Annotated in this window: 21 protein-coding genes and 1 pseudogene; 12 read left to right on the forward strand and 10 right to left on the reverse strand. The window is 67.2% G+C overall.

Annotated features, from left to right (window positions below):
• Nucleotides 1–416: pseudogene (locus M1248_RS31465) on the forward strand (cytochrome b); the annotation flags it as partial.
• 169 nt (nucleotides 417–585) lie between these two features.
• Here the strand turns inward: M1248_RS31465 and M1248_RS31470 are convergent.
• The 4 genes from M1248_RS31470 to M1248_RS31485 form a co-directional block, all read right to left on the reverse strand.
• A complete protein-coding gene (locus M1248_RS31470; RefSeq protein WP_163729299.1) occupies nucleotides 586–1,287 on the reverse strand; it encodes a DUF2561 family protein in 702 nt (233 codons plus the stop codon).
• Nucleotides 1,287–2,114: an MmpS family transport accessory protein gene (locus M1248_RS31475; RefSeq protein WP_317150725.1), complete on the reverse strand. Its 828-nt coding sequence runs from the start codon at nucleotides 2,112–2,114 to the stop codon at nucleotides 1,287–1,289. The genes M1248_RS31470 and M1248_RS31475 overlap by 1 nt, the downstream gene beginning before the upstream one ends.
• Nucleotides 2,115–2,320: 206 nt before the next feature.
• Nucleotides 2,321–2,740: a cytochrome c oxidase subunit 4 gene (locus M1248_RS31480; RefSeq protein ID WP_083125446.1), complete on the reverse strand. Its 420-nt coding sequence runs from the start codon at nucleotides 2,738–2,740 to the stop codon at nucleotides 2,321–2,323.
• Nucleotides 2,741–2,755: 15 nt separating this feature from the next.
• Nucleotides 2,756–3,760, reverse strand: coding sequence for a cytochrome c oxidase subunit II (locus tag M1248_RS31485; RefSeq protein WP_232076528.1), 1,005 nt, complete (start codon nucleotides 3,758–3,760; stop codon nucleotides 2,756–2,758).
• 156 nt (nucleotides 3,761–3,916) lie between these two features.
• Here M1248_RS31485 and asnB point away from each other — a divergent pair, with 156 nt between their 5' ends.
• Complete coding sequence (gene asnB, locus M1248_RS31490) at nucleotides 3,917–5,860, forward strand: asparagine synthase (glutamine-hydrolyzing) (protein ID WP_163729305.1); 1,944 nt, start codon at nucleotides 3,917–3,919, stop codon at nucleotides 5,858–5,860.
• 42 nt (nucleotides 5,861–5,902) lie between these two features.
• Here the strand turns inward: asnB and M1248_RS31495 are convergent, their stop codons facing one another.
• A complete protein-coding gene (locus M1248_RS31495) occupies nucleotides 5,903–6,886 on the reverse strand; it encodes a carbohydrate kinase family protein (protein ID WP_317150726.1) in 984 nt (327 codons plus the stop codon).
• A 146-nt stretch (nucleotides 6,887–7,032) separates the two neighbouring features.
• On the opposite strand from M1248_RS31495, the gene M1248_RS31500 reads away from it, so the two are divergent.
• Nucleotides 7,033–7,707 carry a hypothetical protein gene (locus M1248_RS31500; RefSeq protein WP_163729309.1) on the forward strand — a complete coding sequence of 225 codons (675 nt, stop codon included), beginning with the start codon at nucleotides 7,033–7,035 and terminating at the stop codon, nucleotides 7,705–7,707.
• Nucleotide 7,708: 1 nt separating this feature from the next.
• On the opposite strand, the gene M1248_RS31505 is transcribed toward M1248_RS31500, so the two are convergent.
• On the reverse strand, nucleotides 7,709–8,071 hold the full coding sequence (locus M1248_RS31505) for an iron-sulfur cluster assembly accessory protein (RefSeq protein WP_163729311.1): 363 nt from the start codon (nucleotides 8,069–8,071) through the stop codon (nucleotides 7,709–7,711).
• 139 nt (nucleotides 8,072–8,210) lie between these two features.
• On the opposite strand from M1248_RS31505, the gene M1248_RS31510 reads away from it, so the two are divergent.
• The 5 genes from M1248_RS31510 (at nucleotide 8,211) to M1248_RS31530 (ending at nucleotide 11,673) form a co-directional block, all read left to right on the forward strand.
• On the forward strand, nucleotides 8,211–8,912 hold the full coding sequence (locus M1248_RS31510; RefSeq protein ID WP_232076116.1) for a DUF3043 domain-containing protein: 702 nt from the start codon (nucleotides 8,211–8,213) through the stop codon (nucleotides 8,910–8,912).
• A gap of 17 nt (nucleotides 8,913–8,929) precedes the next feature.
• Nucleotides 8,930–9,463: a bifunctional adenosylcobinamide kinase/adenosylcobinamide-phosphate guanylyltransferase gene (locus M1248_RS31515; protein WP_163737273.1), complete on the forward strand. Its 534-nt coding sequence runs from the start codon at nucleotides 8,930–8,932 to the stop codon at nucleotides 9,461–9,463.
• Nucleotides 9,460–10,512, forward strand: coding sequence for a nicotinate-nucleotide--dimethylbenzimidazole phosphoribosyltransferase (cobT, locus tag M1248_RS31520; RefSeq protein ID WP_317150727.1), 1,053 nt, complete (start codon nucleotides 9,460–9,462; stop codon nucleotides 10,510–10,512). The genes M1248_RS31515 and cobT overlap by 4 nt, the downstream gene beginning before the upstream one ends.
• A complete protein-coding gene (locus tag M1248_RS31525; protein WP_317150728.1) occupies nucleotides 10,509–11,240 on the forward strand; it encodes an adenosylcobinamide-GDP ribazoletransferase in 732 nt (243 codons plus the stop codon). The genes cobT and M1248_RS31525 overlap by 4 nt, the downstream gene beginning before the upstream one ends.
• Nucleotides 11,241–11,331: 91 nt before the next feature.
• A complete protein-coding gene (locus tag M1248_RS31530; RefSeq protein ID WP_163729319.1) occupies nucleotides 11,332–11,673 on the forward strand; it encodes a DUF732 domain-containing protein in 342 nt (113 codons plus the stop codon).
• A 47-nt stretch (nucleotides 11,674–11,720) separates the two neighbouring features.
• Here the strand turns inward: M1248_RS31530 and M1248_RS31535 are convergent, their stop codons facing one another.
• Nucleotides 11,721–12,827, reverse strand: a complete 1,107-nt coding sequence (locus M1248_RS31535; protein ID WP_163729320.1) for a branched-chain amino acid aminotransferase — start codon at nucleotides 12,825–12,827, stop codon at nucleotides 11,721–11,723.
• Nucleotides 12,828–12,880: 53 nt separating this feature from the next.
• Nucleotides 12,881–13,978: a glycine cleavage system aminomethyltransferase GcvT gene (gene gcvT, locus M1248_RS31540; RefSeq protein WP_197905529.1), complete on the reverse strand. Its 1,098-nt coding sequence runs from the start codon at nucleotides 13,976–13,978 to the stop codon at nucleotides 12,881–12,883.
• Nucleotides 13,979–14,023: 45 nt separating this feature from the next.
• On the opposite strand from gcvT, the gene M1248_RS31545 reads away from it, so the two are divergent.
• Together M1248_RS31545 and M1248_RS31550 are read left to right on the forward strand one after the other, a co-directional pair.
• Nucleotides 14,024–15,109, forward strand: coding sequence for an adenylate/guanylate cyclase domain-containing protein (locus tag M1248_RS31545; RefSeq protein WP_163729322.1), 1,086 nt, complete (start codon nucleotides 14,024–14,026; stop codon nucleotides 15,107–15,109).
• An 18-nt stretch (nucleotides 15,110–15,127) separates the two neighbouring features.
• Nucleotides 15,128–16,654 (forward strand): leucyl aminopeptidase, encoded by a 1,527-nt coding sequence (locus tag M1248_RS31550; RefSeq protein WP_317150729.1) that lies wholly within the window; start codon nucleotides 15,128–15,130, stop codon nucleotides 16,652–16,654.
• Nucleotides 16,655–16,671: 17 nt separating this feature from the next.
• Here M1248_RS31550 and M1248_RS31555 read toward each other — a convergent pair whose 3' ends face one another.
• Both M1248_RS31555 and M1248_RS31560 read right to left on the reverse strand, forming a co-directional pair.
• Nucleotides 16,672–18,447, reverse strand: a complete 1,776-nt coding sequence (locus M1248_RS31555; RefSeq protein WP_163729324.1) for an SDR family oxidoreductase — start codon at nucleotides 18,445–18,447, stop codon at nucleotides 16,672–16,674.
• A 92-nt stretch (nucleotides 18,448–18,539) separates the two neighbouring features.
• Entirely contained in the window at nucleotides 18,540–18,896 is a 357-nt protein-coding gene (locus M1248_RS31560; protein ID WP_163729326.1) for an oxidoreductase, read from the reverse strand.
• Nucleotides 18,897–19,044: 148 nt separating this feature from the next.
• On the opposite strand from M1248_RS31560, the gene sucB reads away from it, so the two are divergent.
• Nucleotides 19,045–20,868 carry a 2-oxoglutarate dehydrogenase, E2 component, dihydrolipoamide succinyltransferase gene (gene sucB / locus M1248_RS31565; RefSeq protein ID WP_317150730.1) on the forward strand — a complete coding sequence of 608 codons (1,824 nt, stop codon included), beginning with the start codon at nucleotides 19,045–19,047 and terminating at the stop codon, nucleotides 20,866–20,868.
• A gap of 24 nt (nucleotides 20,869–20,892) precedes the next feature.
• Complete coding sequence (locus M1248_RS31570; protein ID WP_163729330.1) at nucleotides 20,893–21,801, forward strand: TIGR01777 family oxidoreductase; 909 nt, start codon at nucleotides 20,893–20,895, stop codon at nucleotides 21,799–21,801.
• The last annotated feature ends 15 nt before the right edge of the window (nucleotides 21,802–21,816 follow it).

Below are 21,816 nucleotides of genomic sequence, written 5' to 3' on the forward strand. Positions count from 1 at the left end.
TGCTGCCCGCAATCGTGTACTACGTCACCTACCGGTGGTGCATCGGCCTGCAGCGCAGCGACCGTGCGGTGCTCGAGCACGGCATCGAGACCGGCATCATCAAGCGGCTGCCCCACGGCGCTTACATCGAGCTGCATCAGCCGCTCGGCCCCGTCGACTCCGACGGTCACCCAATTCCGTTGGAGTACCAGGGCGCAGCGGTTCCAAAGCGGATGAACAAGCTCGGCTTCGCCGGCGCTCCGGGCAGCGGCAGCTTCCTCAAGGGAGATCCGCTGTCGGAAAACGACGCTCTCGTCGAGGCCGAGCACACGGCTCACCGCAGGGCGCTCACCGCATTGCGCGAGCACCAGGACCGCAACGGCTCGTCCAACGGCTCGTCGAACGGCTCGTCGAACGGGTCCAACGGGCACCACTGAGCTCTCGCCGTCCAGCAGAGCGCGTGATGGCCGGTACTGGTGAACGCTGTCTACGAAATGCAGACGTCTACTCGTGCTTCTGCTGCAGAACGTCGATAGCGATGCGGAGCGGTGACCCGCGGCGGTGAAATCGCCGGTGTCCGGGGTCAATTGGCCCCCGGACCGGGAGTTACGCGCTCTCGCCGTCCAGCAGAGCGCGTAACTCGCGCAGGTAGAACCATGGAATCGCCGGCATTGCCAGCGTGACAAGCCCGCTCAGCACGAAGAAAACCCATGCGGCGGTGTCGCTTTCGATGGCCATCAAGTAGGTCGCCACGCCGATGACGACCATGGCGATGCCGATGGCGCACGCGATCAGGACAGCGCAACGCAGCCACACCTGGTCGATGGCCGCCACCAGCGGAGCCGGCAGTGACGTGCTGTGCGTGACCGCAGCCGCATAACCCGGGCCGTTGTGGATGCGGCCCACCGGTGCCCCGGAGATCCGCAGCCTCTCACTGCGCGTCGCGTCACCGCGGCCGAGGTCCTGGCGGCCGGGAGCCGGTCGCGACGCGTCACGGGCGGGCGGTTCGGCGTCGGACATCGCGTCGCGGCGCGCGCGGATCAGCAGCGGCACCGCGCCGATGATCACCGCGGCGGAGACCGCGATCACGACGTAGAGCAGCCACGGGGTGCCCGAACTGTCCGACGACTCCTGCTGGCCGCTGCCCAGATCGACGAGGGCCACGACGGCCGCGACAGCCGTGCCCAGCGCGATGAGCCATATGACCGCACAGGCGCCCAGCAGGATGCGGTCGGTGCGATCGAACTCGCCGGGCTCGAGGTTGGGGCGCGCATGCAGGCTCCCCACGGGATCAGTGGCGTAAGGCATCAGCAGGCTGTCTGTGCGGAGTTATTGGTGTTGGACGACAACACGGTGCCGTCGCTCGTGGTGATCGAGCAGTTGAGCCTGCTCACGAGGAACAGGCTGGACGCCTGGACCGAGCCCACCTCGGACTGTGAGATCGGTGTCACGGTGAGCGACCACGGGATGTAGACGTTGCGCTGGGTGCGACTGCGGCCGGAAGCGTCGATATAGGTCACCGTGATGATGTCCCCCGGCGCCTTGGTCCCCGTGACCGAGTATGTGACCTGACGTGGTCCAGCGCGGGTGGTGGTCGGTGGTGGCGGCGGCGCGGTCTCAGGAGGCGGCGGAGGCGGCTCCGCGGGTGGCGGAGGCGGCGGCGGGGCCGGCTCCTGGGTGACCGTCACGGTCTCCGGCGGCGGGGGCGGCTCGCTCGGCGGCGGCGGTGGCGGCGGCGGAGGCGGAGTGGTGGTGGTGATCTCGTCCTGCACCGGCGGCGGAGGCGGTGTGGTCGTCGAGGTTTCGGGCTGCGAGAGGTTGTCGGTGTCGGTCCGGGTCACCAGGACGGACACGGAGACGACCAGCGCGATGGCGGCGACGATGGCCACCACCCCGACGACCCACGGCCACCTCGGCGGCTCAGCAGGATCCAGCCGGTCGCCCGGCTCGTAGGTGTCGTAGTCGTACAGGCCGGAATCGGCGGGCACGTAGGGGCCGCTGGTGAATTGTTCGGACTCAGGAGCCGAGTAGGCCTGCGAGTAGGCGTCGGTCTCACTGCTCTCCGGCCCGCTGGGGCTGCTGCCCTGACCAGGAAGATCGTCCCCTTCGTGATCCGGGGGGTTCGGCCCGCTCATTTACGCCTATCCTTCTCGACTCACACCTGCGGCGTAATCGGCCGCGTGTCCGCGACAAGCGACTGACCGTGCCTCGGCAACATTATCCAACCACCCGATCCGGATGGATCTCACAGCGCGGATAACGGGCGAAGTAGTGCTCCGATTGTGACCTTGTCCGGGTGCGACGTTCGCGACGGCCTGGGCCCACGCGAAGCCGGCGAGCGTCAGTGCTTCTCGGCTCCGGTGTAGTACTCGAACACCAGGCCCCCGACCGTCGTCAGCACGAAGCAGACGCCGGCCACGATCAGCCATGGGAGCCAGAGCGCGACCCCGACGGCCGTGATCGACGCCGACAGGGCAATGAAGATCGGCCACCAGCTGTGCGGGCTGAAAAAGCCCAGCTCGCCTGCGCCGTCACTGACCTCGGCGTCCTCGTAGTCCTCGGGCCTGGTGTCCAGGCGCCGGGCCACGAACCGGAAGAACGTACCGGTGATCAGGGTCAGGCCCGCCGTCAGAATCAGCGCGGTGGTACCGGCCCACTCAACGCCGCCGTACTGGAACATCGCCGTCAGCACGCCGTAGACAACCGCAGACAGGACGAAGAATCCGGTCAGGAACTCGAACAGCCTGGCTTCGATATGCATGTGGTGTCCCTACCCCTACTTGCTGGCCTGCGTTAGCTCGGGTGCCTGCTCACCGCGGCGGGTGTCGAACGGCTTTGTGGTGACCGCCAGGGGTTCCTGGTTGATCGCCTGCAGCGCCTCGGCGTTGGTCTTGCCGTCGACACGCTGCTCCAGGTATGCCTTGAAGTCGTTGGGCGACACCACTCGCAGCTCGAAGTTCATCATCGAGTGATAGGTGCCGCACATCTCCGTGCACCGGCCGACGAACGCACCGTTTTGGTTGATCTCGCTGATTTGGAAGATGTTGTCGGAGTTGTTCGCCTCGGGATTGGGCATCACGTCGCGCTTGAAAAGGAACTCCGGCACCCAGAAGCCGTGAATGACGTCCGCGGATGCGATCTGGAACTCGATGCGCTTACCGGACGGCACCACCAGAACCGGGATCTCGGTGGACGACCCCAGCGTCTCGACATCGTTGAAGTTCAGGTACGTGCGGTCCTCGGGGTTCTTGCCCGCGATGGCGCCGAACTCGCCGCCGTGCGAACCGGCTTCGCCGCCTTCCGGGCTCTCCAGCCCTTCAGGCCCGGAGGCGAGCGCTTCCTTGCGCTCCGGGTCGGCGCCTTCGTAGCTGAAGGTACCGTCCGCGTAGTCGACCTTCTGATAGCCGAACTTCCAGTTCCACTGGAAGGCGGTGACGTCGATGACGACCTCGGGATTGGGCTCCTTTTGCAGCATCCGTTCCTGCACCACGACGGTGAAGTAGAACAGCACCGAGATGATCAGGAAGGGCACCACGGTCAGCACCAGCTCCAGCGGCATGTTGTAGCCGAACTGGCGCGGCAGCTCGGTGTCGCCCTTCTTGTGCCGGTGAAACGCCGAAGTCCAGAAGATCAGGCCCCACACGATCACGCCGACGACCAGCGAGGCGATCACGGAGCCGATCCACAGCTCGCGGTTCAGATGCGCCTCGGGGGTGATGCCGCGGGGCCAGCCGAGGCCGAGAACCGTAGACCAGTCACACCCGCTGAGCAGCACCGTCATGCTGCCGAGGACGACTGACAACGCCACCACCTTCACACCGCGAGGTGTCACGCTGGCGCCTCCTAGAAGTCGGAACAGAAAGCCGAATACTACGCAGCGTAGACCACCTCCGGACGCAGGTCTCGACACAGGTCAGTCATTAGGCATACTGGCGCGGTGTGCGGACTGCTGGCCCTGGTAACCGACCCGTCCGCCGAGGTATCCGGCGACCTTGTCGCCGCGGTGTCGGGCGCGTCGCACCTGATGCGTCATCGCGGCCCTGACGAACCCGGTACGTGGTCCGACGACGCCGCGCACCCCACCACGGTGCTCGGGTTCAACCGGCTGTCGATCATCGACATCGCCCACAGCCACCAGCCGCTGCGCTGGGGCCCGCCGGAGTCCCCGGACCGGTATGTCCTGGTGTTCAACGGTGAGATCTACAACTACCTCGAGTTGCGGGAGCAACTACGCACCGAGCACGGCGCCGTGTTCGCCACCGACGGCGACAGCGAGGCGATCGTCGCCGCCTATCACTACTGGGGCACCGAAGCGCTGACCCGGCTTCGCGGTATGTTCGCCTTTGCGCTGTGGGACACCGTCGAGGGCGAATTATTCTGTGCCCGCGACCCTTTCGGCATCAAGCCGCTGTACATGGCGACCGGTGGGGGCGGCACCGTATTCGGTAGCGAAAAGAAGTGTCTGCTGGATCTCGCCGGGGTCGTCGGTATCGATCTCGGTATCGACGAACGTGCCGTGCAGCACTACACCGTGCTGCAGTACGTGCCGGAACCCGAGACGCTGCACCGCGGTGTGCGCAGGCTCGAATCAGGCAGTTATGCCCGCGTGCGCCCGGGTAACCCTCCGGAGGTCACCCGGTACTTCACGCCGCGGTTCTCCGCGGTCGGGTTCACGTCCGGCGACGAACGCGCACGCTACGACGAGATCACCGCCGTCCTGGAGGACTCGGTCGCCAAGCACATGCGCGCGGACGTCACAGTGGGCGCGTTCCTATCCGGCGGGATCGACTCGACGGCGATCGCGGCGTTGGCCATGCGGCACAACCCGCGGCTGATCACGTTCACGACGGGGTTCGAACGTGAGGGCTACTCGGAGGTCGACGTCGCCGTTGCCTCGGCCGAAGCCATCGGCGCGCGGCACGTCACCAAGGTGGTCAGTCAGGCCGAGTTCGTCGCGGCGCTACCCGAAATCGTGTGGTACCTGGACGAACCCGTCGCCGACCCGGCGTTGGTCCCGCTGTTCTTCATTGCCCGCGAGGCCCGTAAGCACGTCAAGGTCGTGCTGTCCGGTGAGGGCGCCGACGAACTGTTCGGTGGCTACACCATCTACCGGGAACCGTTGTCGCTGCGCCCATTTGACTATCTGCCACGACCGGTGCGACGGTCGCTCGGCCGCGCGTCGCGACCGCTGCCCGACCGCATGCGCGGGAAAAGCCTGCTGCACCGGGGATCGCTCACGCTTGAGGAGCGCTACTACGGCAACGCGCGTAGCTTCTCGGACGCACAACTGCGCGCGGTCCTTCCCGGCTTCCGCCAGGAATGGACGCACACGGACGTCACCGCGCCGGTGTACTCGGCATCCGACGGCTGGGATCCGGTGGCGCGTATGCAGCACATCGATCTGTTCACGTGGCTGCGTGGCGACATCCTGGTCAAGGCCGACAAGATGACGATGGCCAACTCGCTGGAGTTACGGGTGCCGTTCCTGGACCCAGAGGTCTTCGCGGTGGCGTCGCGCCTTCCGCTGGACCAGAAGATCACCCGAACCACCACCAAGTTCGCGCTGCGCCGCGCACTGGAACCGATCGTGCCCGCGCACGTGCTCAACCGGCCGAAGCTCGGCTTCCCGGTACCGATCCGGCACTGGCTGCAGGCAGGCGAGCTGCAGGACTGGGCATATCGGACGGTCGCGACGTCAGGGGCAGGCGAGCTTGTCGATCTCTCGGCGGTCACGCGGATGCTCGACGAACACCGAAGCGGCACAAGCGATCACAGCCGACGGCTGTGGACCGTGCTGATCTTCATGCTGTGGCACGCCATCTTCGTCGAGCACAGTGTGACCCCGCAGATCAGCGAGCCGACCTACCCCGTCCAGCTGTAAGAGGAAGCGACCCGACTATCTGTCGGCGCCAAGCGCCTCCGACTATCTGTCGGCGCCAAGCGCCTCTGAGATTTCCGCGCCAGCCTCGGCTCCGTAGGCGTCGCTCAGCCGCTGTACCGCTTCCTCGCGGTCCCAGCTCCACTCCTGCGGCCCCGGCGCTTCGAAGACGAGAACGGCGACCAGCGAGGCCAGCTGAGCTGACCGCTCGTCGCTCAGCCCGGCACTGCGGCCGGTGAGGAATCCGGCGCGGAACGCATCGCCGATGCCGGTCGGGTCGGCCTGATGCTTCTCCGGGACGACGTCGACGTGGATGAAGGTGCCGTTCGAGCCGACGAGGTCGACGCCCTTGGGGCCCAACGTCGTGACGCGCATACCGATCTGGCTCATCACCTGCGCCTCGCTCCAACCCGACTTCTGCAGCAGCAGATCCCACTCGTAGTCGTTGGTGAACAGGTACGTCGCGCCGTCGATGAGCTTGCGAATCTCCTCACCGGATAGCCGGGCCAACTGCTGGGACGGGTCGGCTGCGAACGCCAGACCGAGCCTGCGGCACTCCTCGGTGTGCAGGAACATGGCCTCTGGGTCGTTGGCGCCGACGATCACCAATTCCGGTGTGCCGACCCGCTTCACGACGTCGGCCAGCGAAATGTTGCGCGCCTCCGACATGGCTCCGGGGTAGAAGGATGCGATCTGCGCCATGGCGTCGTCGGTCGTGCAGACGAACCGCGCGGTGTATGCGCTATCCGAAACGAGCACGCTGCCGGTGTCCACGCCGACGGCCTCGAGCCACGTGCGGTACTCGTCGAAGTCCCGTCCGACGGCGCCGACGAGCGCGACGTCCCCACCCAGCACACCGATCGCGAAGGCCATGTTTCCTGCGACGCCACCGCGATGGACGACCAGATCGTCGACCAGGAAGCTCAGCGACACCTTCTGCAGATGCTCGGGCAGGAGTTGTTCGGAGAATTTCCCGGGAAACCGCATCAGATGGTCGGTCGCAATTGATCCGGTTACCGCAATGGTCACGAAACGTCACACCCTTCATTCATTAAGCCGTCTACATAAACCTTACTCAGTGGGCCTCCGCCCAACGTGCGCTAACCTGCGTACGAGTGCCCGTTGGGCCACTGTAGACAGACCAATTCCGACGCACACTTCTGGGGAGCAAATATATGTCGGGTCCGTACCAGCCCGAATACGGCGCTGGACCGGCCGGCCCGCAAATGTATCCGAACACCGGGCCGCAACCATTTCCCCAACAGCCCTTTGCGGAGCCCTATCCGGAGAATGCGCAGCCGTCGTACCCGGGAATGCTCCCGCCGCCGGTGCAGTACCCGAAAAAGCGGCGCTGGCCGCTGATCGTGGGCGCGCTGATCGCGGTTATCGTCGTCGCCGCCACTGTGACGGGGATCGTGCTTGCCACCCGCGGTGGCGACGGGGCTTCGTCGGCTTCGGGCACGTTGTCCGACGAGGCGGCCAAGAACGCGATTCAGCAGTACCTGGATGCGATGACCAACGGCGACGACGAAACCGTCGCCAGGCACACGTTGTGTGGGATGTTCGACGCGGTCAAGGAGAAGCGCTCCGACTTGGCGCTCGCCAGCCTGGCCAGCGACGCCTTCCGGCAGCAATACGGGCGCGCCGAGGTGACATCGATCGACAAGATCGTGATGTGGTCGCCCCACCAGGCGCAGGTGCTGTTCACCATGCGCGTCGAGCCGTCGGGCACCTCGCGCCGTGGCGAACCACGCGCTGAAGGCGAACAGCAGGGCGTGGCCCAACTGCTCGCCCAGGGCGACGAGGTGCTGGTCTGCTCTTATCTGCCGCGGACGGCCGGGCAGTACTGAATCAGTTGAACGAATCGCCGCAGGCGCAAGAACCGGTGGCGTTCGGGTTGTCGATGGTGAAACCCTGCTTCTCGATGGTGTCGACGAAGTCGATGACGGCCCCCTCGACGTAGGGCGCGCTCATCCGGTCGATCGTCAGTGCGACGCCGCCGAACTCGGCGGTCACGTCACCGTCCAAGGTCCGGTCGTCGAAGAACAGGTTGTAGCGCAACCCGGCGCAGCCACCCGGCTGAACGGCGATACGCAGGGCCAGATCCTCGCGGCCCTCCTGGTCGAGCAGCGCCTTGGCCTTGGCTGCGGCGGCATCGGTCAACTTCGCGCCATGGGTGGCGGTCCCGGTGGCCGACTCTCCCTGAACAGTCATTACGTCTCCTGTAAAGCCTCATCAAATGTGCGGCGTACTAGCTCAACGGTACCTTGTCCCGGCCCTATTCCCGAGTTTGTCCCCAGGTCCCGCCGGGCACGTATGCCGTCGGATGCGGTCGGAAGTTAATCTGGCAGGCGTGAACCTGCTGGGCCGAAAGAAAGACAACTCGCGGATACGAGATTCCAGACAGGAATCCGATGTGTCCGAAGACACCCCCGAAACCGGCCTCGAGGACACTGCCGCAGGTTCCGGGGAGTCCGGGACCACCGCGCCCAAGGGCCGTCCGACACCCAAGCGCAGCGAGGCCACCCGCAAGCGCGGGCCGGTGGCGCCCGCCCCGATGACCGCCGCCGAGGCGCGCAAACGCCGCAAGGAAGCGCGCACCAAGCTGAGCAAGGACGAGCGCAAGGCCGAGAAGCTCACGCGCCGCGCCGACATGGCTGAGCGCCGCGAGAAGATGATGGCCGGCGACGACGCCTACCTGCTGCCCCGGGACAAGGGTCCGGTCCGCCGGTATGTCCGCGACATCGTCGACTCGCGCCGCAACGTGCTGGGCCTGTTCATGCCTGCCGCGCTCGCGCTGATCTTCGTGATGCTCTCGGTGCCGTCGGTCCAGGTGCAGCAGCTTGTCTCCCCCGCGATGCTGGTGCTGGTCCTCATCATGGTGATCGACGGATTCATCCTGGGCCGCAAGGCCAACAGGTTGGTGGACGCAAGGTTCCCCGAGAACACCGAATCCGGTTGGAAATTAGGCTTTTACGCGGCCAGCCGCGCTTCGCAGCTGCGCCGCATGCGCGCACCCCGGCCGCAGGTGGAACGCGGCGCACGTGTCAGTTGACGGAACCTGACACCCTGGTGCGCATCCTGGTGCTCGGTGGCATCCGGTCGGGCAAATCGCAATGGGCGGAGTCGGCGATCGCCGAATCGGTCGACGCGACGGCGGCCGTGCGCTACCTGGCCACCGGCCCCGCGGCGGACGGGGACGTCGAGTGGTCGGCGCGGGTGGAGGCACACCGCCGGCGCCGGCCCGCGAATTGGTCCACGGTCGAAACCGCCGACATCGCAACGCAGTTGCGCGAAGACCCCACCCCGACCGTCGTCGACGACATCGGAGCGTGGCTGACCGCGGCCATGGATCGCACGGGCGCGTGGACTGACGGATCCGTGTCGGCCGACGTCGACGACCTGGTCGATGCGGTGGACTCGTTCGACTCTGCGTTGGCCCTGGTGTCGCCCGAGGTTGGGCTGACGGTCGTACCCGCCACGGCGTCAGGCCGGCGGTTCGCCGACGAACTGGGCGCCCTCAATCAGCGACTGGCCGCGGCGTGCGACCGCGTGGTGCTGGTGATCGCCGGGCAACCCGTCACCGTCAAGGATGGCGCGGGGTGACCGAGTTCGAGACCGTCTCACCACCCGACCCCGACGTCGCCGTCGCCGCGCGCGCCCGCCAGCAGCGCTTGACCAAACCGCCGGGCTCGCTGGGTCGGCTCGAGGACCTCTCGGTCTGGGTGGCGTCATGTCAGGGTGCGTGTCCGCCCCGGCAGTTCGAGCGGGCACGGGTGGTGGTTTTCGCCGGCGACCACGGCGTCGCGGCGGCCGGGGTCTCTGCGTTTCCCGCCGAGGTCACCGCCCAGATGGTCGCCAACTTCGACGCCGGCGGCGCCGCCATCAACATCCTCGCCGAAGCGGCGGGCGCGACCGTGCGCGTCGTGGATATCGCCGTCGATTCCGACGAGCCCTTCGCGCCGTCCATCGGTGCACACAAGGTGCGCCGCGGCAGCGGCAACATCGCCGTCGAGGACGCGCTGAGCCACGACGAGGTGGCGGCGGCAGTCGATGCCGGACGCCGGATCGCCGACGAAGAGGTCGACGCAGGCGCGGACATCCTCATCGTCGGCGATATGGGCATCGGAAACACCACGCCCGCAACGACTTTGATCGCCGTACTGACCGAATCCGAACCGGTCGCGGTGGTCGGCCGGGGCACCGGCGTGGACGACGCCGGGTGGGCCCGCAAGACCGCCGCCATCAGGGACGCATTGTTTCGGAGCCGCGGTGCACGCGATCCCGTTGCGCTGCTGCGGGTCTGCGGTGGGGCCGACCTGGCGGCGATGGCGGGATTCTGCGCCCAGGCCGCGGTCCGGCGTACGCCGGTGCTGCTCGACGGTGTCGTGGTGACGGCCGCGGCGTTGGTGGCCGACAAGCTCGCGCCCGGCGCCCGGCAGTGGTGGCAGGCCGGCCACCGGTCCACCGAACCCGCGCATGCGCAGGCGCTTCGCAAGCTGGAACTCGAGCCGATCGTCGATCTGCAGATGCGCCTCGGCGAAGGCACCGGCGCCGCGGTCGCGCTGACGATCGTGCGGGCCGCGGTGGCGACGCTGGCGTCGATGGCGACCTTCGACGAAGCCGGCATCACCCAGGCACCCGCGAAGCAGTGATCCGTTCGGTCGCCGGGGCGCTGGCATTCGGGACCGTGCTCCCGGTGCGTTCGACGGCGCCGTTCGGCCGGGGGGCGCTGACCGCGCTGCCGCTGGTGGGCATCGCATTGGGGGCCGCAGCCGCTGCGACGGTGTGGGCGTCGGAGTGGGCCTTCGGCCCGGCGAATCCGTTGGGTGGCGTGCTCGCGGTCGCGGTGCTTTTGCTCGCCACCCGCGGGCTGCACGCCGATGGGCTCTCCGACACCGCCGACGGGCTCGGCTGCTACGGCCCGCCCGCCAGGGCTTTGACGGTGATGCGCGACGGGTCGGCCGGGCCGTTCGGCGTCGCGGCGTTGGTGGTCGTCCTCCTGACGCAGGCATTCGCGTTCACGGCCTGCGGTCCCGTGGGGGTGATCGTCGCGGTGACCGCGGGCCGGGTCGCCGCGGTGCTGGCGTGCCGGCGTTCGGTACCCGCCGCGGCGGGGAGTTCACTCGGCGGGATGGTTGCGGGCACCCAGCCGACGGCGGTGGCGGGGCTGTGGGTGGTGGCGGTCGCGGCGGCCGCCGTAGTGGCCGGCCCGCGGCCGTGGCAGGGTCCGGTGGCCGTGCTGGTTGCGTTGGCCTGCAGCGCCGCCCTCGTCGCGCACTGCGTGCGCCGGTTCGGCGGTATCACCGGCGATGTGCTGGGTGCGGCGGTCGAGATCACGACAACGGTGGCCGCCGTCGGGCTGGCGATCGGGCCGTCCTAGCGCCTCCAAGAATCTGACAAGAATTCGTCAAGCGCGGCATCGGAGTCTCTTCCTACCCCACCAGGAAGCTCGACCACCGAAAGGAACCGCAATGCCCACCCTCCGTCACCTCACCGCCGCCATCGCCGCTGCCGCCGCCGCCTCCAGCCTGGGCATCGCCGCTCTCGTCGGCGCGGGCATGGCAGGAGCGACCACCACCACCGACGACATGTTCGTCAGCGTGCTCACCGACGAGGGCATCCAGCCGCCGTCGACCGAGGAGGCCGTCAGCCTCGCCTACGACGTCTGCGTCATGTTCGACGAGGGCGACTCGCTCTACGACGCCGTCAACTCCGTCTCCACCACCACCGATCTGGTGCAGGAGGACTCGGCGTTCTTCGTCGGCGCGGCCGTGGCGACCTACTGCCCCGAGCACGAGGCCGCTCTCGGCTGATCCACTCTCACCGACGGGGACCCCACTGCGGTGGGGTCCCCTGTCGTTCAGTTCAGGCGCGCCATCCAGCCGTGCGTGTCGGCGAAGGTGCCGCGTTGGATTCCGGTCAGGGTGTCGCGCAGGGCCATGGTGATCTCGCCGGGACCACCGTCGGCGATGGTGAACTCACCGTCGGCGTGCTTGACATGGGCGACGGGTGTGATGACCGCGGCGGTGCCGCACGCGAACACCTCGGTGATCTCGCCCGCCGCCACTTTCTTCTGCCACTCGTCGACGTCGATCTTGCGTTCCTCGACGGCGAATCCGGCATCGCTTGCCAACTGCAGCAACGAATCTCGCGTGACACCGGGAAGTATCGAGCCACTCAGCTCGGGCGTGACCAGGCGCGCCGATCCGCCGCTGCCGAACACGAAGAACAGGTTCATTCCACCCATCTCTTCGACGTAGCGGCGTTCCGCCGCGTCGAGCCAGACGACCTGATCGCAGTCGTGCTCGACGGCCTGCGCCTGCGCCAGCAGCGATGCGGCGTAGTTGCCGCCGAATTTCGCCGCACCCGTGCCGCCTGGGCAGGCCCGCACGTACTCGGTCGACAGCCACACGCTGACCGGTTTGATGCCGCCCTTGAAGTACGCCCCCGCCGGTGACGCGATGACCAGATAGCGGTACTCCTTGGCCGGCCGCACGCCGAGACCCGGTTCGGTGGCGATGGTGTACGGCCGCAGATACAGCGACTCTTCGCCGCCGGCCGCGGGCACCCACTGCTCGTCGACCGCGATCAGCTGGCGCAGCGATTCGATGAACACTTCTTCGGGCAGTTCGGGAATCGCCAGCCGCTTCGCCGAGGTCTTAAGCCGCCTGGCGTTGGACTCGGGCCGGAACGACACGATGGACCCGTCCGCCCACCGATACGCCTTGAGACCCTCGAAGATCTCCTGGGCGTAATGCAACACGATCGCGGATGGATCGAGTTCGATCGGGCCGTACGGGACGACCCGCGCGTCGAACCAGCCTTTGCCTTCCGCATAGTCGATCGACACCATGTGGTCGGTGTGGAACTGGCCGAATCCTGGATTGGCCAGTATCGATGCCCGTACCTCGTCGGTCGCCGGAGTTGCGTTGCGCTCTACCGTGAACTCGAGGGGGCCGTCAGTCATGCAGCGATTGTATATCCGCTGACTACCGAGTTTTCGGCTCGACGAACGGGTGCCTAGCGCGTCCTCGCGCTGACAAATGGCGGAGACACCACTTCACATTCGAGCGCGCGGCCACGGACGTCGACCGACACGTGTTGCCCGTCGGCGATCTCGGCGTCGGTGTCGATGAGCGCGAGCGCGATGCCGACTTTCAAAGTCGGAGAAAAGGTTCCCGATGTCGTGACGCCGATCTGACGGTCGCCGTCGAGCACGGTTAGGTCGGGCCGCAGTACTCCGCGGCCGACGGCTTTCAGCCCGCGCAGCAGCCGTCGCGGGCCGGCTTCCTTTTCCGCCAGCAGCGCGTCGCGGCCCCAGAACGCGTCCTTCTTCCAGCCGATGGCCCAGCCGCAGCGCGCCTGCAGCGGCGACAGGTCGAGCGACAGTTCGTGGCCGTGTAGCGGATAGCCCATCTCGGTGCGCAGGGTGTCGCGGGCGCCCAGGCCGGCCAGCTCTCCGGAGGCCGCACCGACCGCGTCGACGAGAGCGTCGAACACGACTTCGGCCCGATCCCACGGGGGCAGCAGTTCGTAGCCGTGCTCGCCGGTGTAGCCGGTGCGGCAGACCCGCACGGGGACACCGCGGAATTCGGCGTCGACATAGCCCATGTAGTCCATGTCCGTGGCCAGCCCGAGCGCGCCGAGGACCTCGGGCGACTTGGGGCCCTGCACCGCGAGCACGGCATACGACCGGTGCTCGTCGGTGATCGTGAGCCCGGAAGGCGCGCGATCTTTCAACGCGGCGACGACGGCGGCGGTGTTGGCCGCGTTGGGCACCAGGAAGATCTCGTCGTCGGAGACGTAGTACGCGATGAGATCGTCGACAACGCCGCCGGAGTCGGTGCAGCACAACGTGTATTGCGCCTTGCCAGGTCCGATGCGGCGCAGGTCGTTGGTGAAGGCGGAGTTGATGTACTCGGCCGCGCCCGGGCCGCGCACCAGCGCCTTGCCCAGGTGGCTCACGTCGAAAAGCCCGACGGCGCTGCGCGTGGCAGCGTGCTCGGTGACGGTGCCGGCGTACGAGACCGGCATCAGCCAGCCGCCGAACTCGGCAAAGCTGGCGCCGAGCTGGCGATGACGTTCTTCGAGGGGGCCCTGCAAGACTTCGCTCGTCACGGAAATCCACCCTAATGGGATCGTCGACGCTGGCAGACTCGGGTAGTGGTCGATTTCGACGCGCTCGAAGCCGCAGGAATCGCCAATGCGCGCGGCCGGGCGGCTTTGATCGATTACCTGAACAAGCTGGGATTCTCGGCCGACGAGATGGTCGAGGCCGAGCGCCAAGGCCGGCTGTTCGGCCTGGCCGGCGACGCGCTGCAGGGGCCGGGTCGTCCGATCTACAGTCTGCGAACGGCCGCCGACGCGCTGGGCGTGTCGATGCCTGAGGTGGCGACCGCGTGGACTGCGTTGGGACTGACCATCGCCGACCCGGACGCGCTCACGCTGAGTCAGTTGGACGTCGACGGGCTGTCGACGTGGGTGGCGATCAAGGAGCTGGTCGGCGACGACCCGGCGCTCGCCTTTCTGCGGATTCTCGGCAACGCGATGGCGCGGGTCGCCGAGGCCGGCGGGACGATGGTGCGAATGGCGCAACCCGACCTGCTGATGGCGATCAGCAACGACGAACTCACCACCGCGATGGCATACCGCGAAATCACGGAGATCACCCAAACCTTCGGCGTGTTGATCGATGCGGTGTTCCGACAGCACATCATCAGTGCCAGAACACATTTCGAGGGTGTCATCACCGACGCGTCGGCGAATGTGACGTGTGGCGTCGGGTTCGCCGATCTCACCGGCTTCACCCAACTGACGCAAGTGATGGACCCGACCGACCTGTTCGACCTGCTCATGGAGTTCGGCGGCTCGGTGTCGGACACGGTGCACACCGACGGTGGCCGGGTGGTGAAGTTCATCGGGGATGAGGTGATGTGGGTGACCTCGACACCAGAGCTACTGGTCAAGGTGGCGATGGACCTCGTCGAGCATCCTCGGGCCCGCGAGGCCGGCCTGAAGGTGCGCGCCGGCCTCGGATACGGCTCCGTGCTGGGCATATACGGCGACTATTTCGGCAATCCGGTGAACCTGGCGGCCCGCCTCGTCGCGGCGGCGGCCCCGGGCCAGATCCTGGCCTCCTCCGACGTCCGCGACCAGCTGCCGGAATGGCCCGCCATTCCTCAGGAACCGTTGACACTCAAAGGTTTCGACGAGCCGGTCGCGGCCTACGACCTGCACCTCGCCCGGTGAGCGATATGGTTATCGCTCGTGAGCCCAGCTAGCACCGGTTTTCAGGTCCCCACCGTCACCGTCAGTTCGTCGCTGCCCAAACGCAAGGTCGACGACACCGTGCTGATCGTCGCCGTGATCAGCGGCTCCGATGAGGACGCCAAGGCGACGGTCGTCGGCAACCCGTTCCTCGACGCCGAAGCGGTCGGTGAGATCGAGGTGGCCCTCGAGGCCCTCGGCGCGAAAGGCGCCTCCGACCAGGTCACCCGGGTGGTTGCGCCGTCACTGCCGGTGGCGAGCGTGCTGGCGGTCGGGCTCGGTAAGAACCGCGACGCGTGGCCCGCGGACACGATCCGGCGTGCCGCCGGCGTCGCCGCGCGATCACTGAACGGTGTCGAGAACGTCGTCACCACGCTGTCGGACATCGATCTGGGCGCCACGATCGAGGGGCTGATCCTGGGGGCATACCGCTTCAACGACTTCCGCAGCGAGAAGACCTCTCCCAAGGACAACGGCCTGCGCACCATCACGGCGCTGACGGTCGACACGAAGACCAAGACCAAGGAGGCCGCGGCCAGGGCAACGGATATCGCCACCGCCGTCGCGACAGCGCGCGATTTCGTGAACACCCCGCCCAGCCACCTCTTCCCCGCCGAATTCGCCAAGCGCGCAGAGGCTTTGGGCAAGGCAGCGGGCCTGGACGTCGAGGTGCTCGACGATAAGGCGCTCGACAAGGCGGGCTACGGCGGGATCATCGGCGTCGGCAAGGGCTCGTCGCGTCCGCCCCGGCTGGTCCGGCTCACCCACCGCGGGGGTAAGGGCAAGAAGTCGAAGACGGTCGCGCTGGTCGGCAAGGGCATCACCTTCGACACCGGCGGCATCTCCATCAAGCCTGCCGCGAACATGCACCACATGACCTCTGACATGGGTGGCGCGGCAGCCGTCATCGCCACCGTGGTGCTGGCCGCCAAGCAGAAGCTGCCGATCGACGTCATCGCCACGGTGCCGATGGCCGAGAACATGCCGTCGGCGACGGCGCAGCGGCCCGGCGACGTGCTCACCCAGTACGGCGGCATCACCGTCGAGGTGCTCAACACCGATGCCGAGGGCAGGCTGATCCTGGCCGACGCGATCGTGCGGGCCTGCGAGGACAACCCCGACTACCTGATCGAGACGTCGACGCTCACCGGCGCCCAGACCGTCGCGCTGGGCGCGCGCACCCCGGGCGTCATGGGCAGCGAGGAGTTCCGCGATCGGGTGGCCGCACGCAGCCAGCAGGCTGGTGAGAACGCGTGGCCGATGCCGCTGCCCGAGGAGCTCAAGGACGACCTCAAGTCGACGGTGGCCGACCTCGCCAACGTGAGCGGTTCGCGCTACGCCGGGATGCTCGTCGCCGGAACGTATCTGCGCGAGTTCGTCGCCGACGGGGTGCAGTGGGCGCACATCGACATCGCGGCGCCCGCGTACAACACCGGCGGGCCGTGGGGCTACACCGGCAAGGGGGGCACCGGTGTCCCGACGCGGACGATGTTCGCCGTCCTGGAAGACATCGCCGAGAACGGCTGACTCACCGAATAGGCTAGCTAGAGGACCTTGCGGCGGGCGGTGCTCCGCATCACCTGCGGCAGCAGGCGTGAAACGCCATAGACGATGTAGGCCTCGGGCGCGACGGGCCGGATCGCCTTGTTTTTGCGCACCGACGACACAATGGCCTTGGCCACCTTCTCCGGGCCGTAACGCCTTGCGGAAAAAGCCTTTTCGATCTGCTTGCGGCGCGCTTCGACCTTCGCCGCCTTGTTGGCGGGCACGTCGAAACGCGTGGTGTGGACGATGTTCGTGTCGATGACGCCGGGGCAGATCGTCGTGAGTCCGATACCGGCCTCATCGAGTTCGGCGCGCAGGCAGTCGCCGAACATGAAGACGGCCGCCTTGCTGGTGGAGTAGGCGTTCATCGACTGTTGCGGCGAATACGCCGCCATCGACGAGACGTTGACGACGTGCCCGCCCGCGCCGCGGTCGACCAGCCTGCGACCGAACGACCTGCAGCAGTTGACGACTCCGCCGAAGTTGATGTTGAGCACGCGGTCGTACTCGTCGCGGGGGGTGTCGAGAAACATGCCCGAATGGCCGACACCCGCGTTGTTCACGATGACATCGGGCACCCCGTGTTCCGCGCACACCTCCTCGGCGAACTGCTCGACGGCGTCGGCATCGGCGACGTCGAGGGCGTACGCATGAGCCACTCCGCCCCTAGACACGATCGCCGCGGCGGTCTCCTTGGCGCCCGCCTCGTTGATGTCGCTGACTACCAATTCCGCGCCCAGCCTTGCGAATTCGAGGGCGGTAGCACGTCCGATACCGCTGCCTGCGCCGGTGACCGACACCAGCGTGTCACCGAACGGTTCACGGGAACGGCCGACCTGCGCGCGCCGCAGCTCTCTGTTCGGCGGCTTGCCCTCGAGGAAGTCGACCAGCTGGTGCACCGACCGTGCGACCGTCGCCGGGTGCGACATCGGCGACCAATGGCCGGCGCCGATGTCGCGACGCCACAGTCGCGGCACCCAGTTGTGGGTGTCCGCATAGACGTAGGGCCGGATGAACGGGTCGTTCGAATTCACGATGACCTGGACCGGGACGTCGATATAGGGATCGCGCTTGGGGGGCACGAATGCGCGGAAGTAGTTGGCGCGGTAGACCTTCAAGCTGTTGACAGCGTCGGTCTTGTAAGTCTGCGAATGGTGCACCTGGTCGGCTGGTATGCCGTCACGGTTCTTCAGCATCCAGGTGACCCGATCGGCGAGGACTCTGCGGACAGCCATCGGCGCGAGCACGGGGACGGAAAACGCACCCATATAGGTCAGCCGACCCAACTGGCCGAGCGCCTGCGCGAACCTGCGCGGCTGGTAAGGCCGCCTGAGGCTGCTCATCACGAATCGGTTCGTGTGATCGATGCTGGGGCCGGACAGCGTCGTGAACGACGCGACATGCTCGCTCGCGTCGGGCCGGGCAAGGTACTCCCACATGCCCGCAGAACCCCAGTCGTGCGCCAGCACATGCACCTTCTCGCCGGGCGCGAGGGTGCCGATCACCGCAGCGAAATCGTCGGCATAACAAGACATCCGGTATTCGGATGTCGATTTCGGCGCAGACGAGCTCCCCACTCCGCGGTTGTCGTAGCGCAGGACGCGGAAACGGTCCGCCAACAGGGGCACGACGCCGTCCCACAGCACATGCGAATCGGGCCAGCCATGCACCAGCACGATCGGCGGGCCGTCGGGGTTGCCGTCTTCGTAGACCGCGATCTGAACTCCGCCGCTGCTGTCGACGCGCCGTTCAGTAGCCTCCGCCGTCGCTCTCATGGCACCTCCGCGAGTTAGTGGGACCGCCGGTACCGTATCAGTGCTGTTTCTTCTTCGCGCAAGCGTCCCTGCCCTTCGGGCGTGGGCCCACATCAGCGGTCTTCCAGCTCCTCGCGGGCGGCACGTTTGCGTTCGATCCGTCGCCGAGCGTCGTAGTCGCGCATCCGTTGTGGATATCCGACCTTCTGCACGTCGTAGACCGGGATCTTGAGGCGGTCGGAGAGCCTGCGCGCTCCGGCGTCTCCCCCGGCACGTCTCCTCGTCCACTCACCGTCGGCAGCCACCAGCACGACCGTGACGTCGGTGACGGTGGTGCGCGGTTCCACAAATGCTTCGACTCCGTGGTGGTCGGCGACCCACTGGCGGAGGTACTTCAGATCCGCGGCCGGGTCGTCCCCGCCGCTCTTTGACCTGCGCGCACGGCGCGAGAACCTGTCGAACAAACCCACCTCGGGCCGCGCTCCCTTCGTCTACCTCCTTCGATAGTGCCAGAGCATCGGCTCACCGAGTCTGCGGCGAAAGCTTGGTACGGACGTGACAGGATGGGAACAGATAAATCGACCACCTGCGACAGACCGTTCGAGGGAGCCCAAACGCATGGCCATCTCCGTTCAGATGCCCGCACTCGGTGAGAGCGTCACCGAGGGGACTGTCACCCGCTGGCTCAAGCAAGAGGGAGACACGGTCGAACAGGACGAGCCGCTGTTGGAAGTGTCCACCGACAAGGTCGACACCGAGATTCCCTCGCCCGCCGCCGGCGTGCTGCAGAAGATCATGGCCCAGGAGGACGACACCGTCGAGGTCGGCGGCGAGTTGGCCGTCATCGGCGAGGCGGGCGAATCAGGCGGAGATGATGACTCCGGATCCGACTCCGAGCCCGACGAGAAGCCCGCCGAAGAAGAGCCCGAGCCTGCCGAAGAACCTGCCGCGCCGGAGGAGCCCGCCGCTGAGGAGCAGGAAGAAGAAGCGCCCGAGCCGGAATCCAAGCCCGAATCCAAGCCCGCCGCCAAGTCATCAGGTTCGGCCACGTCGGTGAAGATGCCCGAGCTCGGTGAGTCCGTGACCGAGGGCACCGTGACCCGGTGGCTGAAGAAGGTCGGCGACACCGTCGAGGTCGACGAGCCGCTCGTCGAGGTGTCCACCGACAAGGTCGACACCGAGATCCCGTCGCCGGTGGCGGGCACGCTGGTGTCGATAACCGCTGAAGAGGACGACACCGTCGAGGTCGGCGGCGAGCTGGCCAAGATCGGTGACGCGGATGCAGCAGCTGAGCCCGAACCGGAGCCCGAGCCCGAACCGGAGCCCGAACCCGAACCCGAGCAAGAAGCCAAGCAGGAACCCAAGGAAGAACCCAAGCAAGAAGCCAAGCCCGAGCCAAAGCCCGAACCCAAGCAAGCGCCCGAGCCAAAGCCAGAACCCAAAGCGGAGCCCAAGCAGGAGGCGAAACCCGAGTCCGAGGCGCCGTCTGGTGACGGCTCGCCATATGTGACGCCGTTGGTCCGAAAGCTGGCCGCCGAGAACGACGTCGACCTGGCCTCGGTGAAGGGAACCGGCGTCGGCGGACGCATCCGTAAGCAGGATGTCCTCGCCGCCGCCGAAGCCAAGCGGGCACCGGCGGCCGAGCCGGCCGCACAAACGCCTGCGACCCGGGCGGCCGCACCGCAGCAGCCGGCCACACCGGCACCCGCGTTGGCGCATCTGCGCGGCACGACGCAGAAGGCCAACCGGATCCGGCAGATCACCGCGAAGAAGACGCGTGAATCCCTGCAAGCCACAGCACAGTTGACACAAACCCACGAGGTCGACATGACCAAGGTGGTGGCGCTGCGGGCCAGGGCGAAGAAGGACTTCGCCGAGCGCGAAGGCGTCAACCTCACGTACCTGCCGTTCATCGCGCGTGCGGTGATCGACGCGCTGAAGACGCATCCCAACGTCAACGCGAGCTACAACGAAGAGTCCAAGGAGATCACCTACTACGACGCCGAGCACCTCGGTTTCGCGGTGGACACCGAGCAGGGCTTGCTCTCGCCGGTGGTCAAGAACGCCGGGGACCTGTCGCTGGCCGGGTTGGCCCGCGCGATCGCCGATATCGCCGATCGCGCGCGTTCGGGGAATCTCAAGCCAGACGAACTGTCCGGCGGCACGTTCACGATCACCAACATCGGCAGCCAGGGCGCGCTGTTCGACACCCCGATCCTCGTTCCGCCGCAGGCGGCGATGCTGGGCACCGGCGCGATCGTGAAGCGGCCGCGGGTGATCGTCGACGATTCGGGTAACGAGTCGATCGGTGTGCGCTCCATCTGCTACCTGCCGTTGACGTATGACCACCGGCTGATCGACGGTGCAGACGCCGGACGTTTCGTGACCACCATCAAGCGGCGTCTCGAGGACGGCGCGTTCGAGGCCGATCTGGGTCTCTAAGACCGGGAAGGACTGCCGTCCGTCGTGTCCGACGCCGTCATTGCGATTGCCGGATCGTCCGGCCTCATCGGTTCTGCTTTGGTGTACGCCCTACGGGCCACCGATCGCCGGGTGCTGCGCATCGTGCGCCGCGCACCGTCCAACCCCGACGAGGTGTTTTGGAACCCCGACACCGGCGAATTCGACCCGGGCGCGCTGGCCGGGGTCGACGCCGTGGTGAACCTGTGCGGTGTGAACGTCGGCGACAAACGATGGTCGGGCGCGTTCAAGCAGGCCCTGCGCGACAGCCGTATCGGGCCGACCGAGGTGTTGTCCGCCGGGGTTGCGGAAGCCGGTGTGCCCGTGCTCGTCAACGCCAGCGCGGTGGGTTACTACGGCAATACCGGCAGCCGCACCGTCGACGAAACCGCGCCCCCAGGCGACGGCTTCCTGGCTCAATTGAGCCAGGACTGGGAGGCCGCGGTGGCGGCTGCCGAGAGTAGCGGCGCCAGGGTGGTTCTGCTGCGCAGTGGACTGGTCCTGACGGATGCCGGCGGGGTGCTCGGCCGCCTCAAACTGCTGTTCTCGCTTGGCCTGGGTGCCCGACTCGGCGACGGACGCCAATACATGCCGTGGATCAGCCTGGAGGACGAGGTGCGCGCGATACTGTTCGCGATCACCAAGGACGAGTTGTCGGGTCCGGTGAATCTGACCGGACCCGCGCCGGTCACCAACGCCGAGTTCACCACCGCCCTTGGACGCGCAGTGAATCGCCCCACACCGCTGATGGTGCCCGGCTTCGCGTTGCGGGCCGCGTTCGGTGAGTTCGCCGACGAAGGCCTGCTCGGAGGCCAGCGCGCCATTCCGGCCGCCCTGGAGCGCGCCGGATTCGAGTTCCACCACAACACGATCGGCGAGGCGCTGGCGTTCGCCACCGCGCCGAAGGCCGGCTAACGCGTACCGTCAAAG

It is taken from the genome of Mycobacterium sp. 29Ha, assembly GCF_032883055.1.
In the GTDB taxonomy this organism is placed as follows: Bacteria; Actinomycetota; Actinomycetes; order Mycobacteriales; family Mycobacteriaceae; genus Mycobacterium; species Mycobacterium gallinarum.

What these genes read in the sequence shown, in the direction of transcription:
- M1248_RS31470 (WP_163729299.1), bottom strand. Translation starts at nt 1,287, where the DNA reads ATGCCTTACGCCACTGATCCCGTGGGGAGCCTGCATGCGCGCCCCAAC.
- M1248_RS31475 (WP_317150725.1), bottom strand. Translation starts at nt 2,114, where the DNA reads ATGAGCGGGCCGAACCCCCCGGATCACGAAGGGGACGATCTTCCTGGT.
- M1248_RS31480 (WP_083125446.1), bottom strand. Translation starts at nt 2,740, where the DNA reads ATGCATATCGAAGCCAGGCTGTTCGAGTTCCTGACCGGATTCTTCGTC.
- M1248_RS31485 (WP_232076528.1), bottom strand. Translation starts at nt 3,760, where the DNA reads ATGACGGTGCTGCTCAGCGGGTGTGACTGGTCTACGGTTCTCGGCCTC.
- M1248_RS31500 (WP_163729309.1), top strand. Translation starts at nt 7,033, where the DNA reads ATGTCGGGTCCGTACCAGCCCGAATACGGCGCTGGACCGGCCGGCCCG.
- M1248_RS31505 (WP_163729311.1), bottom strand. Translation starts at nt 8,071, where the DNA reads ATGACTGTTCAGGGAGAGTCGGCCACCGGGACCGCCACCCATGGCGCG.
- M1248_RS31530 (WP_163729319.1), top strand. Translation starts at nt 11,332, where the DNA reads ATGCCCACCCTCCGTCACCTCACCGCCGCCATCGCCGCTGCCGCCGCC.
- M1248_RS31535 (WP_163729320.1), bottom strand. Translation starts at nt 12,827, where the DNA reads ATGACTGACGGCCCCCTCGAGTTCACGGTAGAGCGCAACGCAACTCCG.
- M1248_RS31555 (WP_163729324.1), bottom strand. Translation starts at nt 18,447, where the DNA reads ATGAGAGCGACGGCGGAGGCTACTGAACGGCGCGTCGACAGCAGCGGC.
- sucB (WP_317150730.1), top strand. Translation starts at nt 19,045, where the DNA reads ATGGCCATCTCCGTTCAGATGCCCGCACTCGGTGAGAGCGTCACCGAG.